The sequence below is a fragment of the Mycobacterium sp. IDUB_37 genome (assembly GCF_055419245.1).
In genome coordinates this window covers 210,642-235,488 of record NZ_JBVAXG010000009.1, presented here as the reverse complement: position 1 = coordinate 235,488, position 24,847 = coordinate 210,642, and the positions used below count along the sequence as shown (strand labels likewise).

The following is a 24,847-nucleotide window of genomic DNA, read 5'->3' as shown; positions in this document are numbered from 1 at the left end:
AGGATCTAGCCGGCGCCCGTCACGGCCAGAATTGTGCGGGCCACTAGGCCGGGATCGTCCATCATGGGGACGTGCCCGACGCCGGGCAGGATCGTAAACGACGCCTGGGGCACCCGTTGGCGGGCGATCTTGTCACAAGCCGGGACTGGGATGATCGCGTCATTCCCCGACCAGGCAATCGTGACCGGGCACGGCAGCGGATCCAGCGGCTCAAGCTGCTCGCCAGACCCGACAATGTCGTCGACGTCGAGGTTGCAGCCGATGATGCCATCGACGGCGTCGACGCCCTGCGCCGCACTGATTCGGTCCGCGTGGCGAGCGGCATCGCGAAAGCCGAGCCGACGCACCGTCGCCGACTTCATCGCGACTGCAACAGCAGGACGCAGGGGACGGGCGAGGCGCCCCATAACCACGAACTTGTGGATCTGCTTCTTCACGTGAGTCTGCGCGTTGTCTCCGTGCGACCAGAAACCCGCCGGCGCCAACGCACACACGGTCGCCGCGCGGCCGCGCCGGGCCAATTCGATGGCCATCCATCCACCCAATGAGAGACCGGCAATATGCGGTCGCTCGAGACGACGCTCGTCCAGATACTGCTCGAGTGCGTCGACCAAATCTCCGACGGTGGCTGGGGACTGATGCAGGACGGGCCCGCCGTGGTGACCGGCAGTGGTCGGCGTGTACACCTGATGGCTGTTGGACAGCAGCGGCACCACGTCCTGCCAGCCGTTTCCCGTCATGAGGATGCCGTGCAGCAACACCAGGGGAGAGTTGTCGGCCGCCATGCAGCCCAGTCTGGCACTCTTCTCGCAGCCAACGGAGGAGTTTTCGGCAGCTGCCGAACGAAACCAAAGTGACTTTGCCTGTCGGCGCATGGAACAATCGCTGGCCGTGAAGACGTTCGAGGATCTGTTCGCCGAACTCGGCGAGCGTGCCCGCACCAGACCGGCCGGCAGCGGCACGGTGGCAGCGCTGGACGCCGGCGTGCATGCGCTGGGCAAGAAGATTCTGGAGGAGGCCGGCGAAGTGTGGCTGGCCGCCGAACATGAACCCGACGAAGCGCTGGCCGAGGAGATCAGTCAGTTGCTGTATTGGACGCAGGTGTTGATGATCTCGCGTGGCCTGTCCCTCGACGATGTGTATCGGAAGCTATGAGAACGTTGCGAGTGGCGGTGCCCAACAAGGGCGCACTGAGTGAGCCGGCCACCGAGATCCTGTCCGAGGCCGGCTACCGACGTCGGACTGACCCCAAAGACCTCACGGTCATCGATCCGGCGAACAACGTCGAATTCTTCTTTTTACGTCCGAAGGACATCGCCATCTACGTCGGTTCGGGAGAACTCGATTTCGGCATCACCGGACGCGACCTGGCGCTGGATTCCGATGCGCCCGTGCGGGAACGCCTGGCGTTGGGTTTCGGGTCGTCGCGGTTCCGCTATGCCGGCCCGGCCGGGCGGGACTGGACTGTTGCCGACCTGGCCGGCAAGCGGATCGCCACCGCCTACGCCAATCTTGTTCGAAAAGACCTGGCCGCAAAGGGGATTGAAGCCACTGTCATCAGACTTGATGGTGCCGTGGAGATCTCGGTGCAACTCGGGGTCGCCGATGCGATCGCTGACGTGGTGGGCTCGGGTCGCACCCTGAGCCTGCACAATCTGGTGGCCTTCGGTGAGCCGCTGTGTGATTCGGAGGCGGTGCTCATCGAGCGCGCCGACCCGGATGCCCAATCCGCTGCGGGGCGCGATCAACTGGTCGCCCGCGTGCAAGGGGTGGTGTTCGGCCAGCAGTACTTGATGCTCGACTATGACTGCCCGCGATCGGCGTTGGACAAGGCCACTGCGATCACACCGGGACTCGAATCACCCACCATCGCACCGCTTGCCGATCCGGACTGGGTTGCAGTGCGCGCGCTGGTTCCCCGCCGCGACGTCAACGGCATCATGGACGAGCTCGCCGCCACCGGCGCCAAAGCAATCCTCGCCTCGGATATCAGGTTCTGCCGGTTCTGAGATTCTGCAGGGATCTAACGCTGTGCTAAGTGCTTAGCTGTGTTAGCGTCCCGCTGGGACCCGCGCATCCGCGGTTAAGTCCCGCCACCGTCGCCAGGCTGTACGTCTGTCCCAGGAGGGATCGCTGTGACGCAAGTGCTTGTTCTTCTTCTGGCTTTGTTGATCGGTGTCGTCGCAGGACTGCGGTCCTTGACGGCGCCCGCCGCGGTCGCTTGGGCCGTCTTCCTCACTTGGCTGAATATGCACGGAACCTGGGCTTCCTGGGTGGGCAACCTGGTGACCGTGGTGATCCTGAGCTTGCTGGCGATCGCCGAACTGGTGAACGACAAACTCCCCAAGACCCCGCCGCGCACCGCTCCGCCGGTGTTCGCCGTCCGGCTCATCATGGGCGGATTCGCCGGCGCGGTAATCGGAACCGCCTGGGGCTATCTGTGGGCCGCCCTCGGCGCTGGAGTCATCGGTGCTGTGCTCGGCACGTTGGGCGGCTACCAGGCACGCCGCGCATTGGTTGCCAAGATCGGTGGAAATGACCTGCCGATCGCCCTGCTGGAGGATGCGGTTGCCGTGTTGGGCGCTTTCGCCATCGTCGCCACCGCGGCTGCCTTGTGACCCAGGGCCCCGCCGAGGTACAAGCCTTCGACGCGATAGTTGTCGGAGCAGGGCAGGCCGGACCGCCCCTGGCGGGGCGCCTCACCAGCGCGGGCCAGCGAGTAGCGGTCATCGAGCGCCAACACGTCGGCGGCACCTGCGTCAACTACGGGTGTATCCCCACCAAGACGCTGGTGGCCAGTGCGCACGCCGCGCACCTGGCCCGCCGCGGTGCGGAATACGGCATCGGAACGGGACCGGTCAGCGTCGACATGGCGAAGGTCAAGGCCCGCAAGGACGAAATCATGCTCGGGGACCGCAACGGCCTTGAAGCGTGGCTGGACGGCATGGACGGGTGCACGGTCTTTCGCGGGCACGCCCGCTTCGAGGACCCGCACACCATTCGCGTCGGTGACGACCTCTTGCACGGCGACCGGATTTTCCTCAACGTCGGTGGCCGGGCGGTGGTGCCGAACATTCCGGGTCTTTCCGAGGTCGACTATCTCACCAATGTGTCTGTCCTCGAACTCGATACGGTGCCTAAGCATCTCGTCATCGTCGGCGGCAGTTACATCGCGTTGGAGTTCGCCCAGATGTATCGACGGTTCGGGGCCCGGGTGACCGTGGTCGAACGTGGATCCCGTCTGGCGTCACGTGAAGACGAAGACGTCTCGGCGACCATCAAGGAGATTTTGGAGGGCGAGGGGATCGACATCGTCCTCGGCGCCGACGATGTGCGGGTTGCCAAGAACGACAACGGTTTTGAACTGACACCGAGCGCAGGGGCCGACCCCGTCCAGGGCAGTCACCTGCTGCTGGCGGTGGGGCGCCTACCCAATACCGACGACCTCGGGTTGGACGCTGCCGGCGTGCAGACCGATGCCCGCGGCTTTGTCGTGGTCGACGATCAGCTCAAGACCAACGTCGAGCACATCTGGGCCATGGGTGACTGCAACGGCAAGGGCGCGTTCACGCACACCTCGTACAACGATTTCGAGATCGTCGCCGCCAACCTGCTCGATGACGATCCGCGCCGGGTGAGTGACCGCATCACCACGTATGCGCTCTACATCGATCCGCCCCTGGGCCGCGCTGGCATGTCCGTACACGAGGCCGTTGCCTCCGGTCGCAATGTGCTCGTCGGCAAGCGTCCGATGACCCGGGTCGGCAGGGCAGTGGAAAAGGGTGAGACGCAAGGGTTTATGAAGGTCGTCGTCGACGCCGACACGAAAGAGATTCTGGGCGCTGCCATTTTCGGCGTGGGCGGCGACGAGGCCGTTCATTGCGTGCTCGACGTGATGTCTGCCAAAGCGCCGTACACCACACTGTCGCGCACGATGCATATTCATCCGACGGTCAGCGAGCTGATTCCGACTGTGCTGCAAGAGATGTCGCCGCTCACCTAGATCATCTTTACAGCCGCTGAACCAGCAGCGTCTGCGCCGAGGTCCCCACGAATCCGGTTCGATCAAAGACCTCCGCAGTGGTCACGCCGACGCCGTCCGGGCCGATCGACGCGCGCGCCCGCACCCCGAAATCGTTTCCGGTGGGGAGTCGGTGCAGGTGTACGACCGTGTCGGTATTCATGAAGGTGAATCTTTCGAAGTCCAAAATGGCGCCGACACCATTGGCGCAATCCACCACAGCGGCCAAGCGCTGCAACGCCGATGTCGGCTCGTCGTCGACGATGTCTGCCAGCGGGCTGAACCACCACACCGCGACCGACTGTCCCTCGGTGCGTTGCGGTCGTGAGTCGAGCGCGTCGAAATAGCCGCGGGCAGCGGCGAATACAGCCGGCAGCGGCTCGGCCTGCCCCTCTACTAACGGCGGATACCGGTCGGACGCGGCGTCGGAAGTGTCGGTGATGGCTATCAGCCAAGCCGTCACCCGTGCCACAACGCGGTCGGCGACCATCTCCGCGACCATCATGCTGACGCGTGAACCTGGGCGTTCCACCCACGCCCGCGCCCGCACCGGGGACGCCACCGGAATCGCCCCGAGGATGTCGAGGCCGAGACGGCCGATCCGCAATCCGGAGTCCGCCGCCAACTCTTCGATCAGCTTGGTCAGCAACGCCAACGGTGGTGAGCCGTGCTGAATTTCGGGGTTCCAGTTGCTGCGCGTGTAGTCGGTCGGGCTGAACATCTGGTACTCACCGTCGTCAGCGAGTCGGCGGTAGTAGCAACCCGTCATGCCGCCGGCTCGGTCCGACGGTCCGCCACCTCGGCCCGCGGATCCTGCGGCCAGCCCGGATACGGCGGCGGCGTCCCCCCGAACGCGGGGCAGAGCTCATGGTGCGGGCACCAGGAACACATCCGGGAGGTGTTGGGACGGAAGTCTCCCGTCTGGCCGGCGGATTGGATCGCGTTCCAGATTGCTATCAAGGTCTTCTCGAAGCGCAACAGTTCGTCGTAATCAGGGGTGTAGTCCAGCACCTGACCGTCGGCGAGATAAATCAAACGCAGCCGGGCGGGCAACACACCGCGGGAGCGCAGCAGCGCCACCGCGTAGAACTTCATCTGGAACATCGCCTTGAACTCAGCCGCAGCCCACGCCTCGGAAGGTGCCCTGCCGGTCTTGTAGTCGACCACGCGCAGTTCGCCGGTGGCCGCGACATCGATCCGATCGATGAATCCGCGCAGCAGCGTGCCGTCGGCCAGTTCGACCTCCACCCGCTGTTCGCATCCTTGCGGGTCGAACCGCGTCGGATCCTCGAGCCGGTAGTAGCCGGAGAGCAGCGCACGCGCCTCGTCGAGCAGCGCGCCTCGCTGCTCAGGGGCCAGTTCACCGATGAGGTCGCGCTCGCGGGCGATCACCTCCTCGCACGCGGGCTCAACCAGCGAGTGCGCGGTGTCCGGGCTGCGCTGTACTGCGGGTAGGGCATAGAGCCGCTCCAACGCGACGTGCACCACTGACCCGCGCAGCTGGGCGGTGGACGGCGCTTCGGGCAACCGGTCGATCGCCCGGAAGCGGTACAGCAGCGGACACTGTTTGAAGTCCGCCGCACGCGACGGTGACAGCGCGGGCCTCGCGCTGTACGCACCCGGCGGGGGAGCCGTCGGTTCGTCCGTCATATTCGCAGCCTATGACTGCGCCCCGACAACCCCCGGGCACGGCGCGCGGCGCGTCGGCTGGCACGCTAGACGGCGTGTCAATAACTGGTCCGTTCACCATTGGCGAGCGTGTCCAGCTCACCGACGCCAAGGGGCGCCACTACACGATTTCGCTCACGCCGGGCGCCGAGTTTCACACCCATCGCGGCAGGATCGCGCACGACGCGCTGATCGGGCTAGACGAGGGCAGCGTCGTCAAATCAACCAACGGCGCCCTTTTCCTGGTGCTGCGCCCACTGCTCGTTGACTATGTGATGTCGATGCCGCGTGGGCCTCAGGTCATCTACCCCAAGGACGCGGCGCAGATCGTGCACGAAGGCGACATCTTCCCAGGAGCACGGGTCTTGGAGGCCGGTGCCGGATCGGGCGCGCTGACTCTCTCGCTGCTGCGCGCGGTCGGTCCGCAGGGGCGGGTGGTGTCCTACGAAGCTCGCGCCGACCACGCCGAACACGCCACTCGCAACGTCAACACCTTCTACGGCGGAGCGCCGGATAACTGGCAGCTGATCATCAGCGACGTGGCCGACTCTGACTTTCCCGACGGCTCCTTTGACCGCGCAGTGCTGGACATGCTGGCTCCGTGGGAGGTGCTGGACTCGGTATCGCGGCTGGTCGTCGCCGGCGGCGTGTTGTTGATCTACGTTGCGACTGTCACCCAATTGTCCAAGGTGGTGGAGGAAGTGCGGGCCCAGCAGTGCTGGACCGAGCCGAGGTCGTGGGAGACGCTGCAGCGGGGCTGGAACGTCGTCGGGCTTGCGGTGCGGCCACAGCACACGATGCGCGGGCACACCGCTTTCCTGGTGGCCAGCCGACGACTGGCGCCCGGCGCCGTCGCCCCTGCGCCATTGGGCCGCAAGCGCGTGGGCCGCGACGGCTAGGCGTCGCGATCGCAAGCGCGGCGGAGCCGGGCGTAGCGGGTCGCGACCATCGGGGCGGCTAGTCGTCGCTGCGGATCAATCCCCGGCGCGCCGACAACAACTCGAACTCGGGATGCGCGGCGACCAGCCGCTCGGCGGCGTCGAGCACATCGATCGCATGGCTGCGGTCAGCCGACACCAGAGCTACGCCGATGCCCGCCCGCCGATGCAGATCCTGGGAACCGCTTTCGGCGGCCGACACGCTGAACTTGCGCTGCAACTCCGCTATGACGGGTCGAATCAACGAGCGCTTCTGTTTGAGCGACCGCACGTCACCGAGCAGCACATCGAACTCAAGCCAACCGATCCACATCCCGCGGGATCCTAGGGCCCCGGAGTAGGAGGAGTCGACGGGACGGGTGGGGGACCGGGTTCCGGTGCGGGTGTCTGGGACGGCGGCGGGCCCAGATCCGGGACCTGATCCGCGCTGGGAGGAGGGCCCGGGGCCGGCGTCGGCGCCGGCGTCGACGTCGACGTGCGTGAGTTGCCCAACGCCAGCAGCACCTGAGCGGTCTTCTTCGATAGCTGCCAGCCGGGCGGCAACGCCGTGAACTCCATCGGGAAGGTGAACTCGCGATGCTGCGGATTGGCGGTCGAGACGACGACGGTGGCCGTCACGTTGGACGGATTCTGATCCGACCACGCGAGGTTGTTGGCCACGAAGGTCATGGGCAGGTAGCCGCCGTCGCGTACGGCGCTGGTGTACCTGTCGAGGGCGGCGGCAGTCTCCGGGTTAGAGCCTTCGACGAGGTTCAACTTTTCGCTGCCGGGCACTGCCGGATCGGTGAGCCGGGCCAGCACATCGGTGAGCGCCTCGGGTGCGGGTAGGGAAGCACCCGGTGGTTTCGTAGGCGCAGCCGAGGTGGCCGGCGCTACCGAGGTTTCAGTCGAATCGACGTTCGTGGCGGGGTCCGGAGAACAGCCCGTGAGAGCCGCCGTCGCCACGACGAAGGCGAAGGCCAGTGTTACGCAGACATTTCGAGGCATCCGGCGACACGCTTGGTTAGGCGCAACTGGGGTATCTGTACCGGTATGCAACGAAAGTCACACTCATGGCATCATCGTCTCGCACCGTGGCGGTGGGAACGCCTGTGGCTAGGGATTTCACCGTCACAGAAGTCCTTTCGCTCGGCCAGAGTAGAAGCCGAGATTAGCAGCGTGACCCAACTTGTAACTTTTCAAGGGCATTTGACTCCGCACATCAAACGCGGTTGGCCGGTAGCTTAGATGTATCCGCCACGCCATTCCTGGTGCGGGAAAGGAGCGCAACATGGGTGACTCAGAGCGTTCTGAAGCATTCAAGACCCCACGCGATATCCCCCTGTCCAGCGACGACGCTGCCGAACTCGAACAGCTGCGGCGTGAGGCTTCGGTCCTACGCGAGCAACTGGACAACGCCGTTGCACACCAGAGCCCCGCGCGTTCTGCTCGCGACGTGCACCAACTCGAAGCCCGAATCGACTCGCTTGCGGCTCGCAATTCCAAATTAATGGAAACTCTTAAAGAGGCGCGCCAACAACTTTTGGCGCTTCGCGAAGAAGTTGATCGGCTGGGGCAACCGCCCAGCGGATACGGCGTGCTGTTGGCGGCCCACGAGGACGAAACCGTCGACGTATTCACCTCGGGTCGCAAGATGCGCCTGACGTGCTCGCCGAACATCGAGACCGCGACCCTGCGCAAGGGGCAGACGGTTCGGCTGAACGAAGCGCTGACCGTCGTCGAGGCCGGCACCTTTGAATCCGTCGGTGAGATCTCCACGCTGCGCGAGGTCCTCGCCGACGGCCACCGGGCTCTGGTGGTCGGCCACGCCGACGAGGAACGCATCGTCTGGCTGGCTGATCCACTGGTTGCCGAGGATTTGCCGGAAGGTGTTCGCGACTCGCAGGACGACGACACCCGGCCGCGCAAGTTGCGGCCCGGAGACTCCCTGCTGGTCGACACCAAAGCCGGCTACGCCTTCGAGCGCATTCCCAAGGCTGAGGTCGAGGATCTGGTCCTCGAAGAGGTCCCCGACGTCAGCTACGAGGACATCGGTGGCCTGACCCGTCAGATCGAGCAGATCCGCGACGCCGTCGAACTGCCTTTCCTGCATAAGGACCTGTACCGCGAGTACGCGCTGCGTCCGCCCAAGGGGGTGCTGCTCTACGGCCCGCCTGGTTGCGGTAAGACGCTGATTGCCAAGGCGGTGGCGAACTCGCTGGCCAAGAAGATGGCCGACATTCGCGGCGAGGACGCTCGCGAGGCGAAGTCGTACTTCCTCAACATCAAGGGCCCCGAACTGCTGAACAAGTTCGTCGGCGAGACCGAGCGCCACATCCGGCTCATCTTCCAGCGCGCCCGGGAGAAGGCGTCAGAAGGCACTCCGGTGATCGTGTTCTTCGACGAGATGGACTCGATCTTCCGCACCCGCGGCACCGGCGTCTCCTCCGACGTGGAGACCACCGTCGTCCCGCAGCTGCTGTCCGAGATCGACGGCGTGGAAGGGCTCGAGAACGTCATCGTGATCGGCGCCTCCAACCGTGAGGACATGATCGACCCGGCCATCCTGCGGCCCGGACGCCTTGATGTGAAGATCAAGATCGAGCGGCCGGATGCTGAAGCGGCGCAAGACATCTACTCGAAGTACCTGGTCGAGACGTTGCCGTTGAACGCCGACGATCTCGCCGAGTTCGAAGGCGACCGGACAGCGTGCATCGAGGCGATGATCGAAAAGGTCGTCGAGCGGATGTACGCGGAGATCGACGACAACCGGTTCCTGGAAGTCACCTACGCCAACGGCGACAAAGAAGTCATGTACTTCAAGGACTTCAACTCCGGGGCCATGATCCAGAACGTCGTCGACCGCGCCAAGAAGAATGCGATCAAGTCGGTGTTGGAGACGGGCCAACCGGGTCTGCGTATTCAGCACCTGCTCGACTCGATCGTCGACGAGTTCGCCGAGAACGAGGACCTGCCCAACACCACCAACCCCGATGACTGGGCGCGGATCTCGGGCAAGAAGGGCGAGCGGATCGTGTACATCCGCACCCTGGTCACCGGCAAGTCGTCGAGTGCGTCGCGGGCCATCGACACCGAATCGAACTTGGGGCAGTACCTGTAAAACGAACCGCGTGGGCCTGTCGGTAGCTTCGGTTTGCCGTCACGCCCACGCGATTTCGTTTCGGATAGATCACTGGCCAAGGCGGCGCGCAAAGCTGCCGTCCGCCATCGCAGTTGGTTGGCGAAACTGGCAGCAATCAGCTCACTAAGGAATAGCTGTTGGTCAGATCGTCCTGCAGGACCTCGGCGGACTTGTGCAGCGTGTCAATTCGCAGCTCGTCAGTCAGAACGCGCGTGTGATAGGTCCACCCGGTCGGCAGGCTCAGGCGGTCGCCGAGCTTCAGGAGGTCTCCTCGGGCCAGTTCGGGGTCTACCACCTGGCTCCAGGTCTGCATCACCCATTGCCGACCGTGCGGGTCCTGCAGTTCGTAGATCTGCTGCCCGGCGTCGAAGACGAAGACCGTGTGACGGCTCACCTGATTGACGGTGTACGGGGTCGGGTTCATCGACGACAGCAAGACGGTGGCCTGAAGCAGCATGTCGATGCCGCCGAAGGTCTTGATGATCTGCGGGCCTTTTGAATTCTTCTCGATGTGATTCATCAGCCAATACCGCGGACCGTTGAGAAGTGCTGTGGCAGCGCCGTTTTCGGTCGCGATGGCGTGCGCGTCGAGCGCAGACCATAGCTCCGCGGGGCAGTCATTGAGTGGGTAGCTGTTGTAGACGGTGGCCTGTGGGCCAGCCTCGCCAGGGGTTACTAGGAGTACTTCGCCGTAACGCTTCCCGGATAAATCGGCTGAGTTCGATTGAGGGGCTGACACAGGGTGAACCTAATCAGCCAGCTAGGTGGCGTCAACAGTGGTGTCCGGCGCGGTCGTCACCCGACTGCGGTAGCGGTTGCGGGCGGTCAGGGTGGCGTGCAGATCGTCGATCAGGGGGTCGACGAATGTCGAGCGGTAATCGTCGTCGCCGGCCGCCCGGGCGGCGATGTACATGAAGGTCAACGCGCCAAGGAAAAGACACAGATGGACGAGCGGGTCCGGTACCGGGACCGTGAGGCCCAGCACCGTCGCGTTGTTGGCGGTGGTACGCGCCCATTCCTGGAGTAGCTCGGGCGTGAGCACGATCATGCCGAGGGTCACATAGATCGCGGAGGTGAGGATCGCGACTACCAGAATCTGCGCCAGTTGGGATGCGGCCAGCACGAAGACCACGTTGACGCGTTCGAACTTGGTCAGCGGGGGGCTGATTGGCGGGTCCGGCATGGTCTCAAATGGTGTGTCGGCCAACATTTCAGCGTCCCGGAGAACCGCTGCGGGCGATCTCAGCATCGGTCGTACTCGCTCGGCCGTCGCCGACACCACGAACGCGACCGCGATGCCGGTCAGAAACAACATTGCCAACGCCAAGCGTTCCCCGCTTATTGTCGCGGACATGAGCCAGACGTTGCCGTTGAAGAACACCAAAGTGGTCAGCAGGACCACGGGCAACGCCCGAACCGCGAGCCCGCCGATCATGGTGAGGTGCGAGAGCGTCATCCGTACGGACCAACCGACCACCGACCCGACGCCACAGCCAGTCAGGATCATCATGATTACTGCGGCGACGGCAACATCGGAGAGGTGCGACGGGCTTGTCTCGATGACCACGACGAACGCCACCAGAGTGATCGCTATCGTCGCCGCCATCGCCCGCTTGCGCTGATCAGATATCCGGGACACCAGCCAACCGATAGCGATCATCGCTATCGGGGCCGATCCGATGAGCGTCAGGAGGAACCATTCCTCTGCCGAGGGCTTGCCGTCGATGATGACGTCTTTGCCGCCGGTGACCACCATGAAGGGCAGGGTCCAGCAGTGCAGAGTGGCGTAGGCCGCCAGCCCCGGGGCTGAGCGCGACCAGAGCCGCCGCCACCGCCCGCGGGTCGTCAGCACCGACGGCAGACCGCGTTTCAGGAACCAGCTTTCAGCGTCGTCGGTCGCCGACCCTCGGCGTACCAGCGAGCGAAAAGAAGGGTTCATGCCGGGTCACATTAGCCTCGGCTGAGCTGTTGCGCTGGGCTGTGGTCAGGTTCGCAGGCGCGGTGTTACCGGCACCGAGACACTGCTCTTCGCGCCGAGACTGTCTTGACCGCGTCCTCTCCTCGCGAGACACGACCTGTGTGCAGTGTCGGCGCTAGCAACTCCGGACCATCCCGCGGACAGTCCGCATGGTCACCGGGCCTAGGCTCAAGGCATGCAACGGATTATCGGGACGGAGGTCGAGTACGGCATCTCCTCGCCGTCGGACCCGACTGCCAACCCGATCCTGACTTCGACCCAGGCGGTCCTGGCCTATGCGGCGGCCGCAGGCATTCAACGCGCCAAGCGGACCCGTTGGGACTATGAGGTGGAATCGCCGCTGCGCGATGCTCGTGGGTTCGACCTGAGCCGGTCGGCCGGGCCACCACCAGTGGTCGACGCTGACGAGGTCGGCGCCGCCAACATGATCCTGACCAACGGGGCTCGGCTCTACGTCGACCACGCACACCCGGAGTATTCGGCGCCCGAATGCACCGACCCGATGGACGCGGTGATCTGGGACAAGGCCGGAGAGCGCGTGATGGAGGCGGCCGCCCGGCACGTCGCCAGTGTGCCGGGAGCGGCGAAACTGCAGCTGTACAAGAACAACGTCGACGGCAAGGGCGCCTCGTACGGGACGCACGAGAACTATCTGATGTCTCGGCAGACACCGTTCTCGGCGATCATCGCCGGCCTGACGCCGTTTCTGGTGTCACGGCAGGTGGTGACCGGTTCTGGCCGGGTCGGGATCGGTGCGTCCGGTGACGAAGCCGGTTTTCAGCTTTCGCAACGCTCCGACTACATCGAGGTCGAGGTTGGTCTGGAGACGACCCTCAAGCGGGGCATCATCAACACCCGCGACGAACCCCATGCCGACGCCGACCGTTACCGCCGCCTGCACGTCATCATCGGTGACGCGAATCTGGCCGAAACCTCCACGTACCTGAAAGTCGGCGCGACGGCGCTGGCGCTCGACCTGATCGAAGAGGGCATCGACCTCAGCGATCTCGCGCTGGCTCGCCCGGTGCACGCGGTGCACGCGATCAGCCGCGACCCGTCGTTGCGCCAAACCGTGGCTCTGGTCGACGGCCGCGAACTGACCGCACTTGCGCTGCAACGGATCTACCTCGATCGGGTGGCCAAGTTGGTCGACAGCCGCGATCCGGACCCGCGCGCATCCCACGTCATCGAAACCTGGGCTCACGTCCTCGACCTGCTCGAGCGCGACCCGATGGAGTGCGCCGAACTGCTGGACTGGCCGGCCAAGCTGCGGCTGCTCGAAGGCTTCCGGCAGCGGGAGAATCTGAGCTGGTCGGCACCCCGCCTGCATCTGGTTGACCTGCAGTACTCGGATGTCCGGCTGGACAAGGGTCTGTACAACCGCCTGGTGGCGCGCGGATCGATGAAGCGGCTGGTCACCGAGCACCAGGTGCTCGAGGCGGTCGACAATCCACCGACCGACACCCGCGCGTATTTCCGTGGTGAGTGTCTGCGCAGGTTCGGCGCCGACATTGCCGCGGCCAGCTGGGACTCGGTGATTTTTGATCTCGGTGGTGACTCGCTGGTTCGGATCCCGACGCTCGAGCCGCTGCGCGGTAGCAAAGCGCACGTAGGAGCGCTCCTGGACTCGGTGGACAGCGCGGCCGAGCTGGTAGAACAACTAACCAGTTGAGTGGCTTAAGCCGAGAACGTCGGTGTTGACCGGTAGGGTAGAGAAAAGCCTGCGGGCGTGTGACGCGCGCAGCGGCCTCTGAGCAGGCCACGACATAGCAGGAGGCGGCGATGGCGCAGGAGCAAACTAAACGCGGCGGTGGCGGCGGAGACGATGAAGACCTCACCGGGAGCACTGCTGCGGGCCAGGAGCGTCGCGAAAAGCTGACCGAGGAAACCGATGATCTGCTCGACGAGATCGACGACGTCCTCGAGGAAAACGCCGAGGACTTCGTACGCGCGTACGTGCAAAAGGGCGGCCAGTGACCTGGCAGTCGCCCCACCGCTTACCCATCAATTCAGCACTTCCCGGAACATCAGGTGTAGACCTGTCGTCTTTTGCCGACTATCTGCGGCGTCAGGCACCTGAATTGCTGCCGGCAAGCTTCAGCGGTTCGCCAGTCGGGGACCAGTTGCCGCATGGCACCACCATCGTCGCGCTGAAGTATCCCGGCGGTGTCCTCATCGCCGGTGACCGGCGCGCGACGCAGGGCAACATGATCGCCGGGCGCGACGTGCGCAAGATCCACGTCACCGACGACTACACCGCGACCGGCATTGCCGGCACGGCGGCAATCGCGGTTGAGTTCGCCCGCCTGTACGCCGTCGAACTCGAGCACTACGAGAAGCTCGAAGGCGTGCCGCTGACTTTCGCCGGCAAGGTCAACCGACTTGCCATCATGGTGCGGGGCAACCTGCCCGCCGCGATGCAGGGGTTGGTGGCGTTGCCGCTGTTGGTGGGCTACGACCTGCACGATGCAGACGCGGAGGGGGCCGGCCGCATCGTGTCTTTCGATGCCGCCGGTGGCTGGAACATCGAGGAGGAGGGCTACCAATCGGTGGGCTCCGGATCGATCTTCGCCAAGTCCTCCATCAAGAAGCTGTACTCCCAGGTCGTTGACGGCGATTCGGCGTTGCGGGTGGCGGTGGAAGCTCTCTACGACGCCGCTGACGATGACTCCGCAACCGGGGGACCGGATCTGGTCCGCGGTATCTACCCCACGGCCGTCACCATCGACGGCGACGGAGCAGTGGAAATCCCTGAACGGCGGATCGCCGAATTGGCGCGCGATGTCATCCAAAGCCGTTCGCGTGCAGATACTTTCGGCCCTGACGGCGGTGAGAAGTGAGCTTTCCGTATTTCATTTCGCCGGAGCAGGCGATGCGCGAGCGCAGCGAGCTCGCGCGCAAAGGCATCGGTCGAGGCCGCAGCGTCGTGGCGCTGGCGTACGCCGGCGGCGTGTTGTTCGTCGCGGAGAACCCGTCGCGATCTCTGCAGAAGATCAGCGAACTCTACGATCGGGTGGGATTCGCCGCAGCCGGCAAGTTCAACGAATTCGACAATCTGCGCCGCGGCGGCATCCAATTCGCCGATACCCGCGGCTACGCCTACGACCGCCGCGACGTCACCGGCCGCCAACTGGCCAATGTCTATGCGCAGACGTTGGGCAGCATCTTCACCGAGCAGGCCAAGCCGTACGAGGTCGAGTTGTGTGTGGCCGAGGTCGCACACTACGGCGAGTCCAAAGCGCCTGAGCTGTACCGGATCACCTACGATGGCTCGATTGCCGACGAGCCGCATTTCGTGGTGATGGGCGGCACCACCGAGCCGATCACCAACAAGCTCAAAGAGACTTACGCCGAGAATGCCGATCTTCGCGATGCGCTGAAGATCGCGGTTGAGGCGTTGCGTGCAGGCAGCAACGAAAACGGCCAGTCCCGCGTTGCAGTTGCCAGCCTCGAAGCCGCAGCCCTGGACGTCAGCCGGCCGCGGCGGGCTTTTCGTCGACTCACTCGCCCGATGCTGGAATCGCTTTTGCAGGAACCGGATTCGGGTGAGGCTGAGGACGAGAACGAGGCAGCCGAAGAGTCCGACGCGAAAGACGATTCGTCGAGCTGACCGCCCACGTCGGCAGGCGCAGACCTACCGAGGCTACTTTGCGGTGATCGCCAGTAAGGCGATGTCGTCTTCAGGTCCCAGTTTTGGTATCAACATGGTGATTTCGTCGACCAGGCCCGGGGCACCCATTGAGGCTCGCGCGGCTGCAAAGGCTGCCAGGCTGTCCTGGTCAAATGGATCCGCGCCGCGGCGGGCCTCGACGATCCCGTCGGTGTAGAACAGCAGCGTCTGTCCTCGGCGCAGGTGAATGTCGCATGCGTCGAAAATGACGTTTCGCATCATGCCGACGAGCATGCCCTCGCTCGAGCGGACCTCTTGTGCGTTTCCGCTGATGGGGTCGAGCAGTATGGCGGGTGGGTGACCACCCGTGGCCATGGTGATCCGGAATCCCTGATGGTTCTCGTGCGGCTCGAAGGTTCCGTAAAGCACTGTGCAGAAACGTCGGGGATGCAACTCGCGTAGCAGCACCGAATTGAGCTCGGCGAGACCGTCAGTGGGGTCGCGATAGTGCAGCGCAGCGGATCTCAGGGTGTAGCGAATCAATGACGTCGCCACTGCGGCTTCGACTCCGTGGCCTTCGACGTCACCGATAAAGAATGCCCATCGGTTATCGCCGATTGCGAACACGTCGTAGAAATCGCCGCCGACGCGGCGCGAAGAAGCCGGGTGGTAGTGCGACGCCATCGAGAGGCCCTCGATCTTCGGCAGCGCAGGCGGAAGCAAGGTTCGCTGCAGAACCGACGCATATTCTTCGGTCAGGTCTCGGTCGTACTCGGCGATGCTGCGATCCCGAACTGCGATATCGCGATCCAGTCGCGCGTAGTCGCGGTCGCGCTGGGCCTCGTCGCGAGCCCGTTGAGCGTCGGTGCGGTCTAATCGTGCGCCGTCGCGGTCTCTCTGGGCGTCGTCGAAGTCGCGGCGCGCCGTGTCGCGGGCCCGCCGGGCGGTGTCGAGTTCCAGGCGGGCGTCGTCGCGGTCGCGCCGGGCCGCGTCGCGGTCCCGTTGGGCGGCGTCGCGGTCTACCCGGGCCTCGTCGCGGGCAAATTCGGCTCTATCCCGAAGCGTCCGTTCCATTCCGATGGCTTCGAGCGCGGATCGCCGCGCCTCGAGTTGGTCCATCACCAGAGCGGCCAAATCCTCGAGCGCAGAAAGCTGTTCGTCGGTGGCGCCGTGTGCCGCGGTGTCCATCACCGCGACGGTGCCCAGCCGATGCCCGTCGTAGGTCACGACGGGTGCGCATGCCTGGAACCGGATCTGGTGCTCGCGCACGAAACCATTGCCCGCTGTTGCCGGGGTCGCGAGCGCGTCGCGCACCACGTGGGCAGTACGTGCGTTGGGTGACCCCCACAACCTGTCGTCCCAGGGGATCCGCTGTACGAACGGAAGTCCGAAAACCCCCAGCAGGCAGATGCCGTCACGGCCGATGATCGAAACGGAAGCCATTGGCGCGCTGAACAATCGCGCGGCGAGAGCAGCGGTGCGGGTGAAGATCCGATCGGGGGACGTGTCGAGCACACGGTAACGCTCAACCGCGCGCGCACGTGCCGCGTCGGAGTCTCCGTCCGTAAAAGTCATCTCAGAAATGGTTCGCCAAGTCCTGCGCCGCAGTTACCGTCACACGCCCCGAGGCCCAAAGGGGACTGACGTCACTATAGCCAAACTCGCTACTGGCAGACCGGCGTTTGTCGACGCCGATACCAACGCAAAATTACTTCCAGATGCTCGGCACCATCGGAGTCTTCGGACCGCCACCGAAGTGGTCGCCCGCCAATGTCGTCAACCCGGCCGCCTCGAAAGCGGCGTCTGCGCGAACGGTCCCGGGCAGTCCGAAATGTCCGGCGCCCCGCTCGGATGAAGTAGCAGCGCCGGGTTCGTCGCCAAGTGGGGCGTCAAATTCCGGATCGACCTCGACATCCATGTCCATGAATTCGTCGCCGTGCTGCCGTTGCGTCGTCCGCTTGCGTTGTCGCGCCCGCGCTTGCCGGCGGATCGCCGCCAGTGATTTCGCCGTTGCCGCGGCGCTGTCGGGTTCGGGCGCCTTCCTCTTGGCGCTAACACTGGCACCGGCGGCCATCCCCGAATCGAACCCAATGCTGGGCGGACCCACCACGTAGGGAGGCATGAATCCCGGACCTGTGGCTGATGGTGTCAGCGGCGCCGCTCCGGCGGGGGCGGGGCCACTTGGGGGAGTAGAGGCCGGTGCCGGGGCCGGCGCCGAGGTGGAGACGAATGTGCTTGCGGGAGAGCTCATTCCCGTGGCGGACAGCTCCACGGAGGCCAGCGCGGGTGATGCGGCAGACGCGGTGGGATGCGGTGTCCCCGCCAACCCGGCCAACCCAGCCAGGCCGCCGGCAGCCCCGGCGGGGACCACCATCGCTGCCCCCCCGGCGGCCAGCAGCAGCGGCGATTGCATCACGGCGGTTCCGAGTTGAGCGATGTGGGTCGGCCAGTCGAACACCGAAAGGGCCACGAAATACTGCAGCGCTTGGGCCGGGTTCTGCGACATCTGCATTGTGTCTCCGATGAGTTCGAGACCTCGAGCGAGATACCACATCGGTTGGGTCGCGTCCGCGTAATACTCGTAGTCAAGGCCGTTGAGCAAGCCCGCGCCGGGGTTCCAATCGATGCCGAAGTACTCCAGAATATCGGCGATGAATTCAGTGACCACGTTGGAGACCAACGGATTTCGGATGAGTGGGTCGATGCCGAGACTGTTCAAAAGCGGTTCGAAAGCGCGAAGCAACGCCCGCCCCGGATCCAGGGATGCTGCCGGTGGTGCTCCCGCCGATTTCACGACCTGCGGCGCCGGGTCGGACTGCGGCGTCGATGCGACCGCCGCCGCGGCATTGGCTTGATAGACCGTCATCGTAGTGGCGGCCTGGATCCACATCCGTACGTAGTCGGATTCGTTGAGCGAGATCGGGATGGTGTTGATCCCGAAGAAGTTGGTCGCGACCAATGCAATGTGCGTGGTGCGGTTGGCGGCCAACTCGGGCAGTGTCGGCATCACTGCCAGTGCGGCGGAATAGGCCGCGGCGGCAACCTCTTGCTGGATGGCTGTCGCTGCACTGTCGGCACTGGCTTTGATCAACCACGCCACATAGGGCAAGTGGGCGGCCGAGAAGGACTCCGAGGCTGTACCTTCCCACGAACCGGAACTCACGACCGCCACCAGTTGGCTGACCTCGTCGGCCACTGCGGCGTACTCGACGCTGAGTGAGTTCCACGCGGCCGCGGCCGCCAGTAGCGGCCCTGGGCCAGGTCCCAGGCTCAAGAGCGCGGAGTGGACCTCCGGCGGTGCGGCCATCCACAAGGCCGCTGTCATAACGGACCACCCAGGAGCCGAACCGCAATACCGGCAGAACGAATCACGACATGCGACGTCATGCCAGATGGCCCTCCGAAGGTCGCCGTAAACCAAAGTTTCGCACAGCCTAACTTTTAAATTTGAAACTGCGATACCAGGGTGTTCTGATTTGTGGGCGCCGATCTGGCGCGGCTCTTGACCGTTGCAATTGGGCAGCAAGTACCCTCGATTAGGTGCAGCGACGAATCATGGGCATCGAGACCGAGTTCGGTGTCACCTGCACCTTTCACGGTCACCGCCGCCTCTCTCCGGACGAGGTAGCCCGCTACCTATTCAGGCGGGTGGTGTCGTGGGGTCGCAGCTCCAACGTTTTCTTGCGCAACGGCGCCCGGTTGTATCTCGACGTTGGCAGTCACCCGGAGTACGCCACCGCGGAATGCGACAGCTTGGTGCAGTTGGTCACCCACGACCGGGCCGGCGAATGGGTGCTCGAAGATCTCCTTGTCGACGCCGAGCAACGCCTCGCCGACGAGGGCATCGGCGGCGACATCTACCTGTTCAAGAACAACACTGACTCGGCCGGCAACTCATACGGCTGTCATGAGAACTATCTGATCGTGCGTGCCGGTGAGTTCTCCCGCATCTCCGACGTGCTGCTGCCGTTCCTGGTTACCCGGCAGTTGATCTGTGGGGCCGGCAAGGTGCTGCAGACTCCCAAAGCCGCGACATTCTGCTTGTCTCAACGCGCAGAACACATCTGGGAAGGGGTGTCGAGCGCCACCACCCGCAGCAGGCCCATTATCAACACCCGGGACGAGCCGCACGCCGACGCCGAGAAGTACCGTCGACTGCACGTCATCGTCGGCGACTCCAACATGTGCGAGACCTCCACGATGCTCAAGGTGGGCACCGCGGCCCTGGTCCTGGAGATGATCGAAGCCGGGGTCGCGTTCCGCGACTTCTCCCTGGACAATCCCATCCGCGCCATTCGTGAGGTCAGCCACGATGTCACCGGCAGACGGCCGGTTCGGCTGGCCGGCGGCCGTCAGGCCAGCGCGCTGGACATCCAACGGGAGTACTACAGCCGCGCCGTCGAGCACCTGCAGACCCGCGAGCCCAACCCGCAGATCGAGCAGGTCGTCGACTTGTGGGGTCGCCAACTGGACGCCGTCGAGAGTCAAGATTTCGCGAAGGTGGACACCGAAATCGACTGGGTGATCAAGCGCAAGTTGTTCCAGCGCTACCAGGACCGTTACAACATGGAGCTGTCCGACCCGAAGATCGCCCAGCTGGATCTGGCTTATCACGACATCAAGCGCGGTCGCGGCGTGTTCGATCTGCTTCAGCGCAAGGGTCTTGCGACACGGGTGACCACCGACGAGGAGATTGCCGAGGCTGTCGACACCCCGCCGCAGACCACCCGCGCCAGGTTGCGCGGTGAATTCATCAGCGCTGCACAGGCGGCCGGGCGTGACTTCACCGTCGACTGGGTGCACCTCAAGCTCAACGATCAGGCGCAGCGCACCGTGCTGTGCAAAGATCCGTTCCGCGCTGTCGACGAGCGGGTCAAGCGACTCATCGCAAGCATGTAAAAGCCAGCCCGCCGAGAGGATGGTCTGCGCGAGCAGTATCCGTTCTCGCCGGGCTGGCTGGACGTCTGCAGACTAGTTGTTGCTCGCCTGTGCGAGCTGATTTTCGATGGCCGCAGTAGCTCCTACCCGGCCCTTGTTGTTCTGCTCATAGCGCAATAGCGCGGTGAGAGCGGCCGAGTCGGTGAGCTTTTGCACCTTGGCCTCAACTTCGGTGACGGTGAGGTCGTCATAGTTCTTGACAGGCAGTTCCTCCTCGTTGAGGCCGCCAGTCGCAGCGCGGGTGCGGTGCAGGGTGGTTGCGGTCGCGCGGGCGTCTTTTTCGTCCGCAATCTCCTCGGCCATATCGAGCCCGGCATCGCGACCAGCGGTGAATGAGTCGACGGCAGCGTCGGCGACGGTGTCGGCGCGAGAACGGAGGCGGGCAAGAGCATCAGCAGCGTCGTCGATCCGCGCTGCGGCCCAGCGTGCCGGGTAATAAGCGACCATCGACAATCGACTCGCTGCTTTCTGCACGGGCGTGGGTCGCACTGCGGTGGGTTCTCCGGCGGCCTCTTCGGCCAGCACCGAATTGATCCAGTCGACGGTTTCTTGGTGCGCATCCTGCAGGCGCTGGGCAAGCTGTTGGGTCGCGGCGTGATCGGCGGCGTCGGCAAGTGCGCCGAGATAGCGGGCGCGGTCGAGTAATTGATGCTCGAGGGCGAGGTCGCTGAATAGCGCGCCAGCTAACGGTTGGGCTTGCTCGACCACGGTCTTGGCTAAGGCCGTAGCACGGCCCAGAGCGGGAGTGATCACGTCAGGAACGCCGCCCAGGTCACGTAGCGCTTTTGCGATCAGCTTCGACCGCTGCTGCGCATTCTTCGCGTTGGTGGTGAGTTCTTTGCGCACCTGGTCGTCGCGGGCCTGCACCACGCGCGTTGTCGCGATCTGAGCCTCGGTGTTTGTCAGGTTGTGCAGAATTCGAAGTTGGCCTACGAGCTTGGCGGTGGTTGTGCGGGTCACAATGATTTCCTCAAGTTTCGGGTCTAGTTGTTCAGGTTGATCGTGGTGTTTCGGCGGAAAGAAAAGCCTGCCGCCACAGATGGCGGCAGGCCATAACGCGACCGGTTACTTGAACGCGTCCTTGACGTTTTCGCCGGCCTTCTTGAAGCTCGACTTGGTCTGGTCCTTCTTGCCTTCGCCTTCGGTGTCCTTGTTGCCGGTCACCTTGCCGACCTGTTCTTTGGTCTTGCCGACTGCATCCTCGGCGGCGTTCTTGGCTTTGTCTGTGATTCCCATTAGGGTTTCCCTTCGATGTTGATCAGCCGCGAGATGCGGGTGACCGTGCTGCGATCGCACCGATCGCCTCTAATGCTCCGAGCCGCGCCGCTAGAGCGCGCCTGGATCTAAAGCTTTTGTGTCAGTTGTGATTACGCGTTGCCACGGTAATGGCTACCGCACTTGGCCAACCCGCGGCTGACCATGTAGCCGATGCTGAGCAGCACAACGAAGAACCAGGCCCGGTCGGCCAGGAAGTAGTCGGCATGCCCGTCCGTCGTCTTGACCAGGTATGAAGCGAGCAGGACACCGATGACCGCCACTACGTACACAGCAAACTCGGTTGTCTTGAAGGACGCTTTGGTCTCGAATCCGCCGTGGGCGCGGGCCGGGGCCATATCGGTGTTGTCGGCGCTATAGGCGGTTGGTGCGTCGGCGCGATGTGCGGGGGCAGCGTTGCTGATCGTCATTTTGCTCCTTAAAAGTTTCGAGAGGCTGTCAGTAGCCGGATGCATTGATTTCGGCATACGGATCTGACCATGTATGTTTTACGAAAGTTGTTGAGATGAACTCGGTTTCACGCATGATGAAACTCGCGTGTTGCAGAGGGCGGACCGTCCGGAGCATGGCGGCACATATCCGAAATGGCTGCGATGCAGAAGGCTTGACTTGTTGGACGTTCGGTGTGCGCGAATTTCGCGGCTCTCGACTTGACCGCTCCGAACTAGATCAACAGGGCTAACGCTACGCCCAAGTCAGCCAAATAGCCACTCGGCGATAGGCCGGGAATTAGGCCACGCAGCCGGATGCGGCTGCGGCGATTGGGTTTTCAATAATCGGGTAACCAAGCGGGACTAAAACCTACGAGACCTGGTGCCTCGGGAAATCCGGAGTTGTCGCCATGGAATCGATTTGTTGGTCACCACCGCCGGCGCTGAACCGCCGTGCCGTTACGCCGACGGCGCCCGTTCGCCGCCCACTCTGGTTGGATGTGGTGTGACGATTCATGACCAATTGCTCGCCGCCGTCGGTGGTGAGCGCAGGTCGGAGGCAGCGAACCGACTGTGCGAGGCATGCGTCACGCTGCTTCACGTCGACGCTGCGGCGATCTCGTTGGTCTTCGACGGCGCGAGCACCGGAACGCTGGGAGTCAGCGGACCGCTGGCACAGATGTGTGACGAGCTTCAGTTCACTATCGGTGAGGGACCCTGCCTGGAGTCGGTGGCACTTCGTGCTCCTGTTTTGGTGGTCGACCTAGCTGATCCCAAAGAAGAACGTTGGCCCGCCTACGGGTCCGCGATGTTGGCCAACCAGATACGCGGTGTTTATGCGATGCCGGTGCTGGTAGCCGGCGAATATGTCGGAGCGCTGGACTTGTTCTGCGGCAAGCCGGGTCCGCTGGACAACGGGCAACTGGCCGGCGCTGTCGCGGCCGCCGAACTGGCAGCCATACCCGTGCTCGATCTCCTGGATGAAGACCTGCAGGCCGCGGTGTCGGATCCCAACAGCGATGCGTGGGCCGAACTCAATGCGCTGTCGCGCGTCGAGGTCAGCCAGGCGACCGGGATGCTGATGGCACAGCTCGGCGTCGACGCCACGGAGGCCCTTGTCCGGTTAAGGGCACACGCTTACGCCAACGGGCGCACCGCCATCGACGTGGCGCGCGACATCCTGGACCGTCGACTGCGACTGGAGAAGAATTGATGATGTCACCTGAAGTGGGACAGAGCCTTTCGGCGCGGCTGCAGGTTACCGAGCAAGGGAGCTGAAGGTGAGCGATAGGACACGTGAAACGCAGGTGCTGGACGCTGTCGTGTCGATTGTCAACAGTCTGCTCGACGACTTCGATGTGGTGGAGCTGCTGACCACACTCACCGAACGATGCGCGGAGCTCCTGGATATAGCCGCGGCCGGACTGCTGCTCGCTGACCCGATGCAAAAATTGCATCTGGTGGCCGCGACTTCGGAGAAAACGCGCGACTTGGAGCTGTTCCAGTTGCAGGCCGAGGAAGGACCGTGTCTGGAGTGCTACGCGGACGCGCGGCTGGTTTCGGTGGCGGACCTGGCGGGTGCTTCCAAGCGATGGCCACGGTTTGTGCCCGCCGCCGTCGACGCCGGATTCGCTTCGGTGCACGCGGTGCCGATGCGCGCGGCCGGAATCGTGTTGGGTGCTCTGGGATTGTTTGGTGCTCATTCGGGCGAGTTGGACGACGCGGATCTGTTGGTCGGCAAAAGCCTGGCGCACATCGCGTGTGTGGCGATCTTGCAGGAGCACTCACCAACCGCCTCAGCAGTCATACCGAGTCTGCGCAACGCGCTGGCGGGACGCCTCGTGGTCGAGCAGGCCAAGGGGTTCGTGCGCGAGGTGCTGGACGTGTCGGTGGCCGACGCGTTCACGTTGTTGCGTCGTTATGCGCGTACGCACAATCGCCACTTGACTGATGTCGCGCGTCAACTGATAACCGAGCCTGGTGCCCGTCCCGAAATCCTGGCAGCCATGACGAACCTGAAGGCCGATCTGTCGGCGTGATCGAGCTGTCGAGAAACACCCTCACCTGGTGTGGCGGCCCCGAGCGTGGCGCACCGACTCGTCTACCAGTCGTTTGGCGGCGACATCAATGTTGGTGTTCGTGATGTGACTGATTCCGGCCAACCGGCCGAATGCTTCGTTAGCGGTGGCTCCGGACTCTCCCCGGATGATGCCGATCGCCTGGTCGACGACCGTCCGGTTAGCCAACGCGCGCTGTAGTTGGTCCGCACGATATCTCGCCTCCAGCAGCAGTCGCGCGTTGTGAATCGACACGGCAGCACGCTCGGCGAACTCTTCTCCGACAGCAACGGAGGGCCCGGCGAACGCGTCGGGGCGGTATGCGTACCCACTGATGGCGCCGATTACCTGCTCGTCGATCATGAGCGGCAGTGACATCGCCGATTGAACACCCAGGCGGGCAACCGCCGGGCCGAACCGTGGCCAACGGATGTCGTCGCCGATTGCGCCGCTGGTGCATGGTCGCCGGCTGTGCATAGAGGTAATGGATGGCCCTTCGTCGTGGTCCTCGTACTGGATGGTGTCAATCTCACGGATGAAATCCGTGGACGCTGCCCATACTCGGATGCGCGATTGAGCTCCCGGCAGGTACGCCAGCGTCGCTCCAGCAACGTCGACCCCCGGAATTGCCTGAGCCGCAAAATCACCCACCTTGGCAAGCAACTCGTGGACCGTCAGCGACGTCGTATCCATTCCGGCCAACGCAGCAAGCGCGGTCCCCAACGCGTCATCGACGGCGGCACTTTGCGTGCGACCGGGTTGGTCATCAAATTGAGATACGTGCCCAGTCATGACACCCCCTGGCACCGA

26 protein-coding genes are annotated in these 24,847 nt (G+C 64.0%); 13 read left to right on the top strand and 13 right to left on the bottom strand.

Translation table 11 applies throughout. The annotated features are described in order from the left end of the window. Nucleotides 1-5: 5 nt before the first annotated feature. Nucleotides 6-785 carry an alpha/beta fold hydrolase gene (locus tag ACZY1I_RS25945; RefSeq protein ID WP_463759164.1) on the bottom strand — a complete coding sequence of 260 codons (780 nt, stop codon included), beginning with the start codon at nt 783-785 and terminating at the stop codon, nt 6-8. Nucleotides 786-873: 88 nt separating this feature from the next. Here ACZY1I_RS25945 and ACZY1I_RS25940 point away from each other — a divergent pair, with 88 nt between their 5' ends. From ACZY1I_RS25940 to ACZY1I_RS25925, 4 genes are all read left to right on the top strand, one after another. Beyond that, on the top strand, nt 874-1,155 hold the full coding sequence (locus tag ACZY1I_RS25940) for a phosphoribosyl-ATP diphosphatase (RefSeq protein ID WP_463759162.1): 282 nt from the start codon (nt 874-876) through the stop codon (nt 1,153-1,155). Then, the gene (gene hisG / locus ACZY1I_RS25935) at nt 1,152-2,009 is read left to right on the top strand and encodes an ATP phosphoribosyltransferase (protein WP_463759159.1); all 858 of its coding nucleotides are present in this window, start codon (nt 1,152-1,154) and stop codon (nt 2,007-2,009) included. The genes ACZY1I_RS25940 and hisG overlap by 4 nt, the downstream gene beginning before the upstream one ends. A gap of 126 nt (nt 2,010-2,135) precedes the next feature. Further along, entirely contained in the window at nt 2,136-2,618 is a 483-nt protein-coding gene (locus ACZY1I_RS25930; protein WP_463759156.1) for a DUF4126 domain-containing protein, read from the top strand. Continuing rightward, a complete protein-coding gene (locus ACZY1I_RS25925) occupies nt 2,615-4,003 on the top strand; it encodes an FAD-containing oxidoreductase (protein WP_463759154.1) in 1,389 nt (462 codons plus the stop codon). The genes ACZY1I_RS25930 and ACZY1I_RS25925 overlap by 4 nt, the downstream gene beginning before the upstream one ends. Nucleotides 4,004-4,010: 7 nt before the next feature. On the opposite strand, the gene ACZY1I_RS25920 is transcribed toward ACZY1I_RS25925, so the two are convergent. Together ACZY1I_RS25920 and ACZY1I_RS25915 are read right to left on the bottom strand one after the other, a co-directional pair. After that, entirely contained in the window at nt 4,011-4,790 is a 780-nt protein-coding gene (locus ACZY1I_RS25920) for a thioesterase family protein (protein WP_463759152.1), read from the bottom strand. Continuing rightward, nucleotides 4,787-5,671 (bottom strand): RecB family exonuclease, encoded by an 885-nt coding sequence (locus ACZY1I_RS25915; RefSeq protein ID WP_463759150.1) that lies wholly within the window; start codon nt 5,669-5,671, stop codon nt 4,787-4,789. Before ACZY1I_RS25915 ends, ACZY1I_RS25920 begins: the two co-directional genes overlap by 4 nt. A gap of 74 nt (nt 5,672-5,745) precedes the next feature. Here ACZY1I_RS25915 and trmI point away from each other — a divergent pair, with 74 nt between their 5' ends. After that, nucleotides 5,746-6,588: a tRNA (adenine(58)-N(1))-methyltransferase TrmI gene (gene trmI, locus ACZY1I_RS25910; protein ID WP_463759148.1), complete on the top strand. Its 843-nt coding sequence runs from the start codon at nt 5,746-5,748 to the stop codon at nt 6,586-6,588. A 58-nt stretch (nt 6,589-6,646) separates the two neighbouring features. Here trmI and ACZY1I_RS25905 read toward each other — a convergent pair whose 3' ends face one another. Together ACZY1I_RS25905 and lppK are read right to left on the bottom strand one after the other, a co-directional pair. Next, a complete protein-coding gene (locus ACZY1I_RS25905; RefSeq protein ID WP_463759144.1) occupies nt 6,647-6,940 on the bottom strand; it encodes a DUF503 domain-containing protein in 294 nt (97 codons plus the stop codon). An 11-nt stretch (nt 6,941-6,951) separates the two neighbouring features. Next, a complete protein-coding gene (gene lppK, locus ACZY1I_RS25900; RefSeq protein WP_463759142.1) occupies nt 6,952-7,614 on the bottom strand; it encodes a lipoprotein LppK in 663 nt (220 codons plus the stop codon). Between the two features lie 283 nt (nt 7,615-7,897). On the opposite strand from lppK, the gene arc reads away from it, so the two are divergent. After that, nucleotides 7,898-9,727: a proteasome ATPase gene (gene arc / locus ACZY1I_RS25895; RefSeq protein ID WP_463759140.1), complete on the top strand. Its 1,830-nt coding sequence runs from the start codon at nt 7,898-7,900 to the stop codon at nt 9,725-9,727. Nucleotides 9,728-9,863: 136 nt separating this feature from the next. On the opposite strand, the gene ACZY1I_RS25890 is transcribed toward arc, so the two are convergent. Together ACZY1I_RS25890 and ACZY1I_RS25885 are read right to left on the bottom strand one after the other, a co-directional pair. After that, nucleotides 9,864-10,487 carry a hypothetical protein gene (locus ACZY1I_RS25890; protein ID WP_463759137.1) on the bottom strand — a complete coding sequence of 208 codons (624 nt, stop codon included), beginning with the start codon at nt 10,485-10,487 and terminating at the stop codon, nt 9,864-9,866. Between the two features lie 21 nt (nt 10,488-10,508). Then, nucleotides 10,509-11,687, bottom strand: a complete 1,179-nt coding sequence (locus ACZY1I_RS25885; protein ID WP_463759135.1) for a hypothetical protein — start codon at nt 11,685-11,687, stop codon at nt 10,509-10,511. Between the two features lie 214 nt (nt 11,688-11,901). Between ACZY1I_RS25885 and dop the strand changes: the two genes are divergently transcribed. The 4 genes from dop (at nt 11,902) to prcA (ending at nt 15,336) form a co-directional block, all read left to right on the top strand. Further along, nucleotides 11,902-13,398 carry a pup deamidase/depupylase gene (gene dop, locus ACZY1I_RS25880; RefSeq protein ID WP_463759132.1) on the top strand — a complete coding sequence of 499 codons (1,497 nt, stop codon included), beginning with the start codon at nt 11,902-11,904 and terminating at the stop codon, nt 13,396-13,398. Between the two features lie 110 nt (nt 13,399-13,508). Continuing rightward, nucleotides 13,509-13,703, top strand: coding sequence for a ubiquitin-like protein Pup (locus ACZY1I_RS25875; protein ID WP_046188935.1), 195 nt, complete (start codon nt 13,509-13,511; stop codon nt 13,701-13,703). Then, nucleotides 13,700-14,566, top strand: coding sequence for a proteasome subunit beta (gene prcB / locus ACZY1I_RS25870; RefSeq protein ID WP_463759129.1), 867 nt, complete (start codon nt 13,700-13,702; stop codon nt 14,564-14,566). Before ACZY1I_RS25875 ends, prcB begins: the two co-directional genes overlap by 4 nt. Continuing rightward, entirely contained in the window at nt 14,563-15,336 is a 774-nt protein-coding gene (prcA, locus tag ACZY1I_RS25865; protein ID WP_463759126.1) for a proteasome subunit alpha, read from the top strand. The genes prcB and prcA overlap by 4 nt, the downstream gene beginning before the upstream one ends. A gap of 33 nt (nt 15,337-15,369) precedes the next feature. On the opposite strand, the gene ACZY1I_RS25860 is transcribed toward prcA, so the two are convergent. After that, the gene (locus tag ACZY1I_RS25860; protein WP_463759123.1) at nt 15,370-16,911 is read right to left on the bottom strand and encodes a PP2C family protein-serine/threonine phosphatase; all 1,542 of its coding nucleotides are present in this window, start codon (nt 16,909-16,911) and stop codon (nt 15,370-15,372) included. Between the two features lie 133 nt (nt 16,912-17,044). After that, on the bottom strand, nt 17,045-18,661 hold the full coding sequence (locus tag ACZY1I_RS25855; RefSeq protein ID WP_463759119.1) for a PPE domain-containing protein: 1,617 nt from the start codon (nt 18,659-18,661) through the stop codon (nt 17,045-17,047). A 215-nt stretch (nt 18,662-18,876) separates the two neighbouring features. Between ACZY1I_RS25855 and pafA the strand changes: the two genes are divergently transcribed. Further along, a complete protein-coding gene (gene pafA, locus ACZY1I_RS25850) occupies nt 18,877-20,235 on the top strand; it encodes a Pup--protein ligase (protein ID WP_463759117.1) in 1,359 nt (452 codons plus the stop codon). 72 nt (nt 20,236-20,307) lie between these two features. Here the strand turns inward: pafA and ACZY1I_RS25845 are convergent, their stop codons facing one another. From ACZY1I_RS25845 to ACZY1I_RS25835, 3 genes are all read right to left on the bottom strand, one after another. Continuing rightward, nucleotides 20,308-21,234, bottom strand: a complete 927-nt coding sequence (locus ACZY1I_RS25845) for a ferritin-like domain-containing protein (protein WP_463759115.1) — start codon at nt 21,232-21,234, stop codon at nt 20,308-20,310. A gap of 105 nt (nt 21,235-21,339) precedes the next feature. Beyond that, complete coding sequence (locus ACZY1I_RS25840) at nt 21,340-21,510, bottom strand: CsbD family protein (protein WP_463759112.1); 171 nt, start codon at nt 21,508-21,510, stop codon at nt 21,340-21,342. 131 nt (nt 21,511-21,641) lie between these two features. Continuing rightward, the gene (locus ACZY1I_RS25835; protein ID WP_463759109.1) at nt 21,642-21,959 is read right to left on the bottom strand and encodes a hypothetical protein; all 318 of its coding nucleotides are present in this window, start codon (nt 21,957-21,959) and stop codon (nt 21,642-21,644) included. 526 nt (nt 21,960-22,485) lie between these two features. Here ACZY1I_RS25835 and ACZY1I_RS25830 point away from each other — a divergent pair. Next, nucleotides 22,486-23,193, top strand: a complete 708-nt coding sequence (locus ACZY1I_RS25830; RefSeq protein WP_463759105.1) for a GAF and ANTAR domain-containing protein — start codon at nt 22,486-22,488, stop codon at nt 23,191-23,193. 67 nt (nt 23,194-23,260) lie between these two features. Further along, nucleotides 23,261-24,019 carry a GAF and ANTAR domain-containing protein gene (locus ACZY1I_RS25825; RefSeq protein WP_463759102.1) on the top strand — a complete coding sequence of 253 codons (759 nt, stop codon included), beginning with the start codon at nt 23,261-23,263 and terminating at the stop codon, nt 24,017-24,019. Between the two features lie 21 nt (nt 24,020-24,040). On the opposite strand, the gene ACZY1I_RS25820 is transcribed toward ACZY1I_RS25825, so the two are convergent. Next, a complete protein-coding gene (locus tag ACZY1I_RS25820) occupies nt 24,041-24,829 on the bottom strand; it encodes a GAF and ANTAR domain-containing protein (protein ID WP_463759098.1) in 789 nt (262 codons plus the stop codon). Nucleotides 24,830-24,847: the final 18 nt, after the last annotated feature.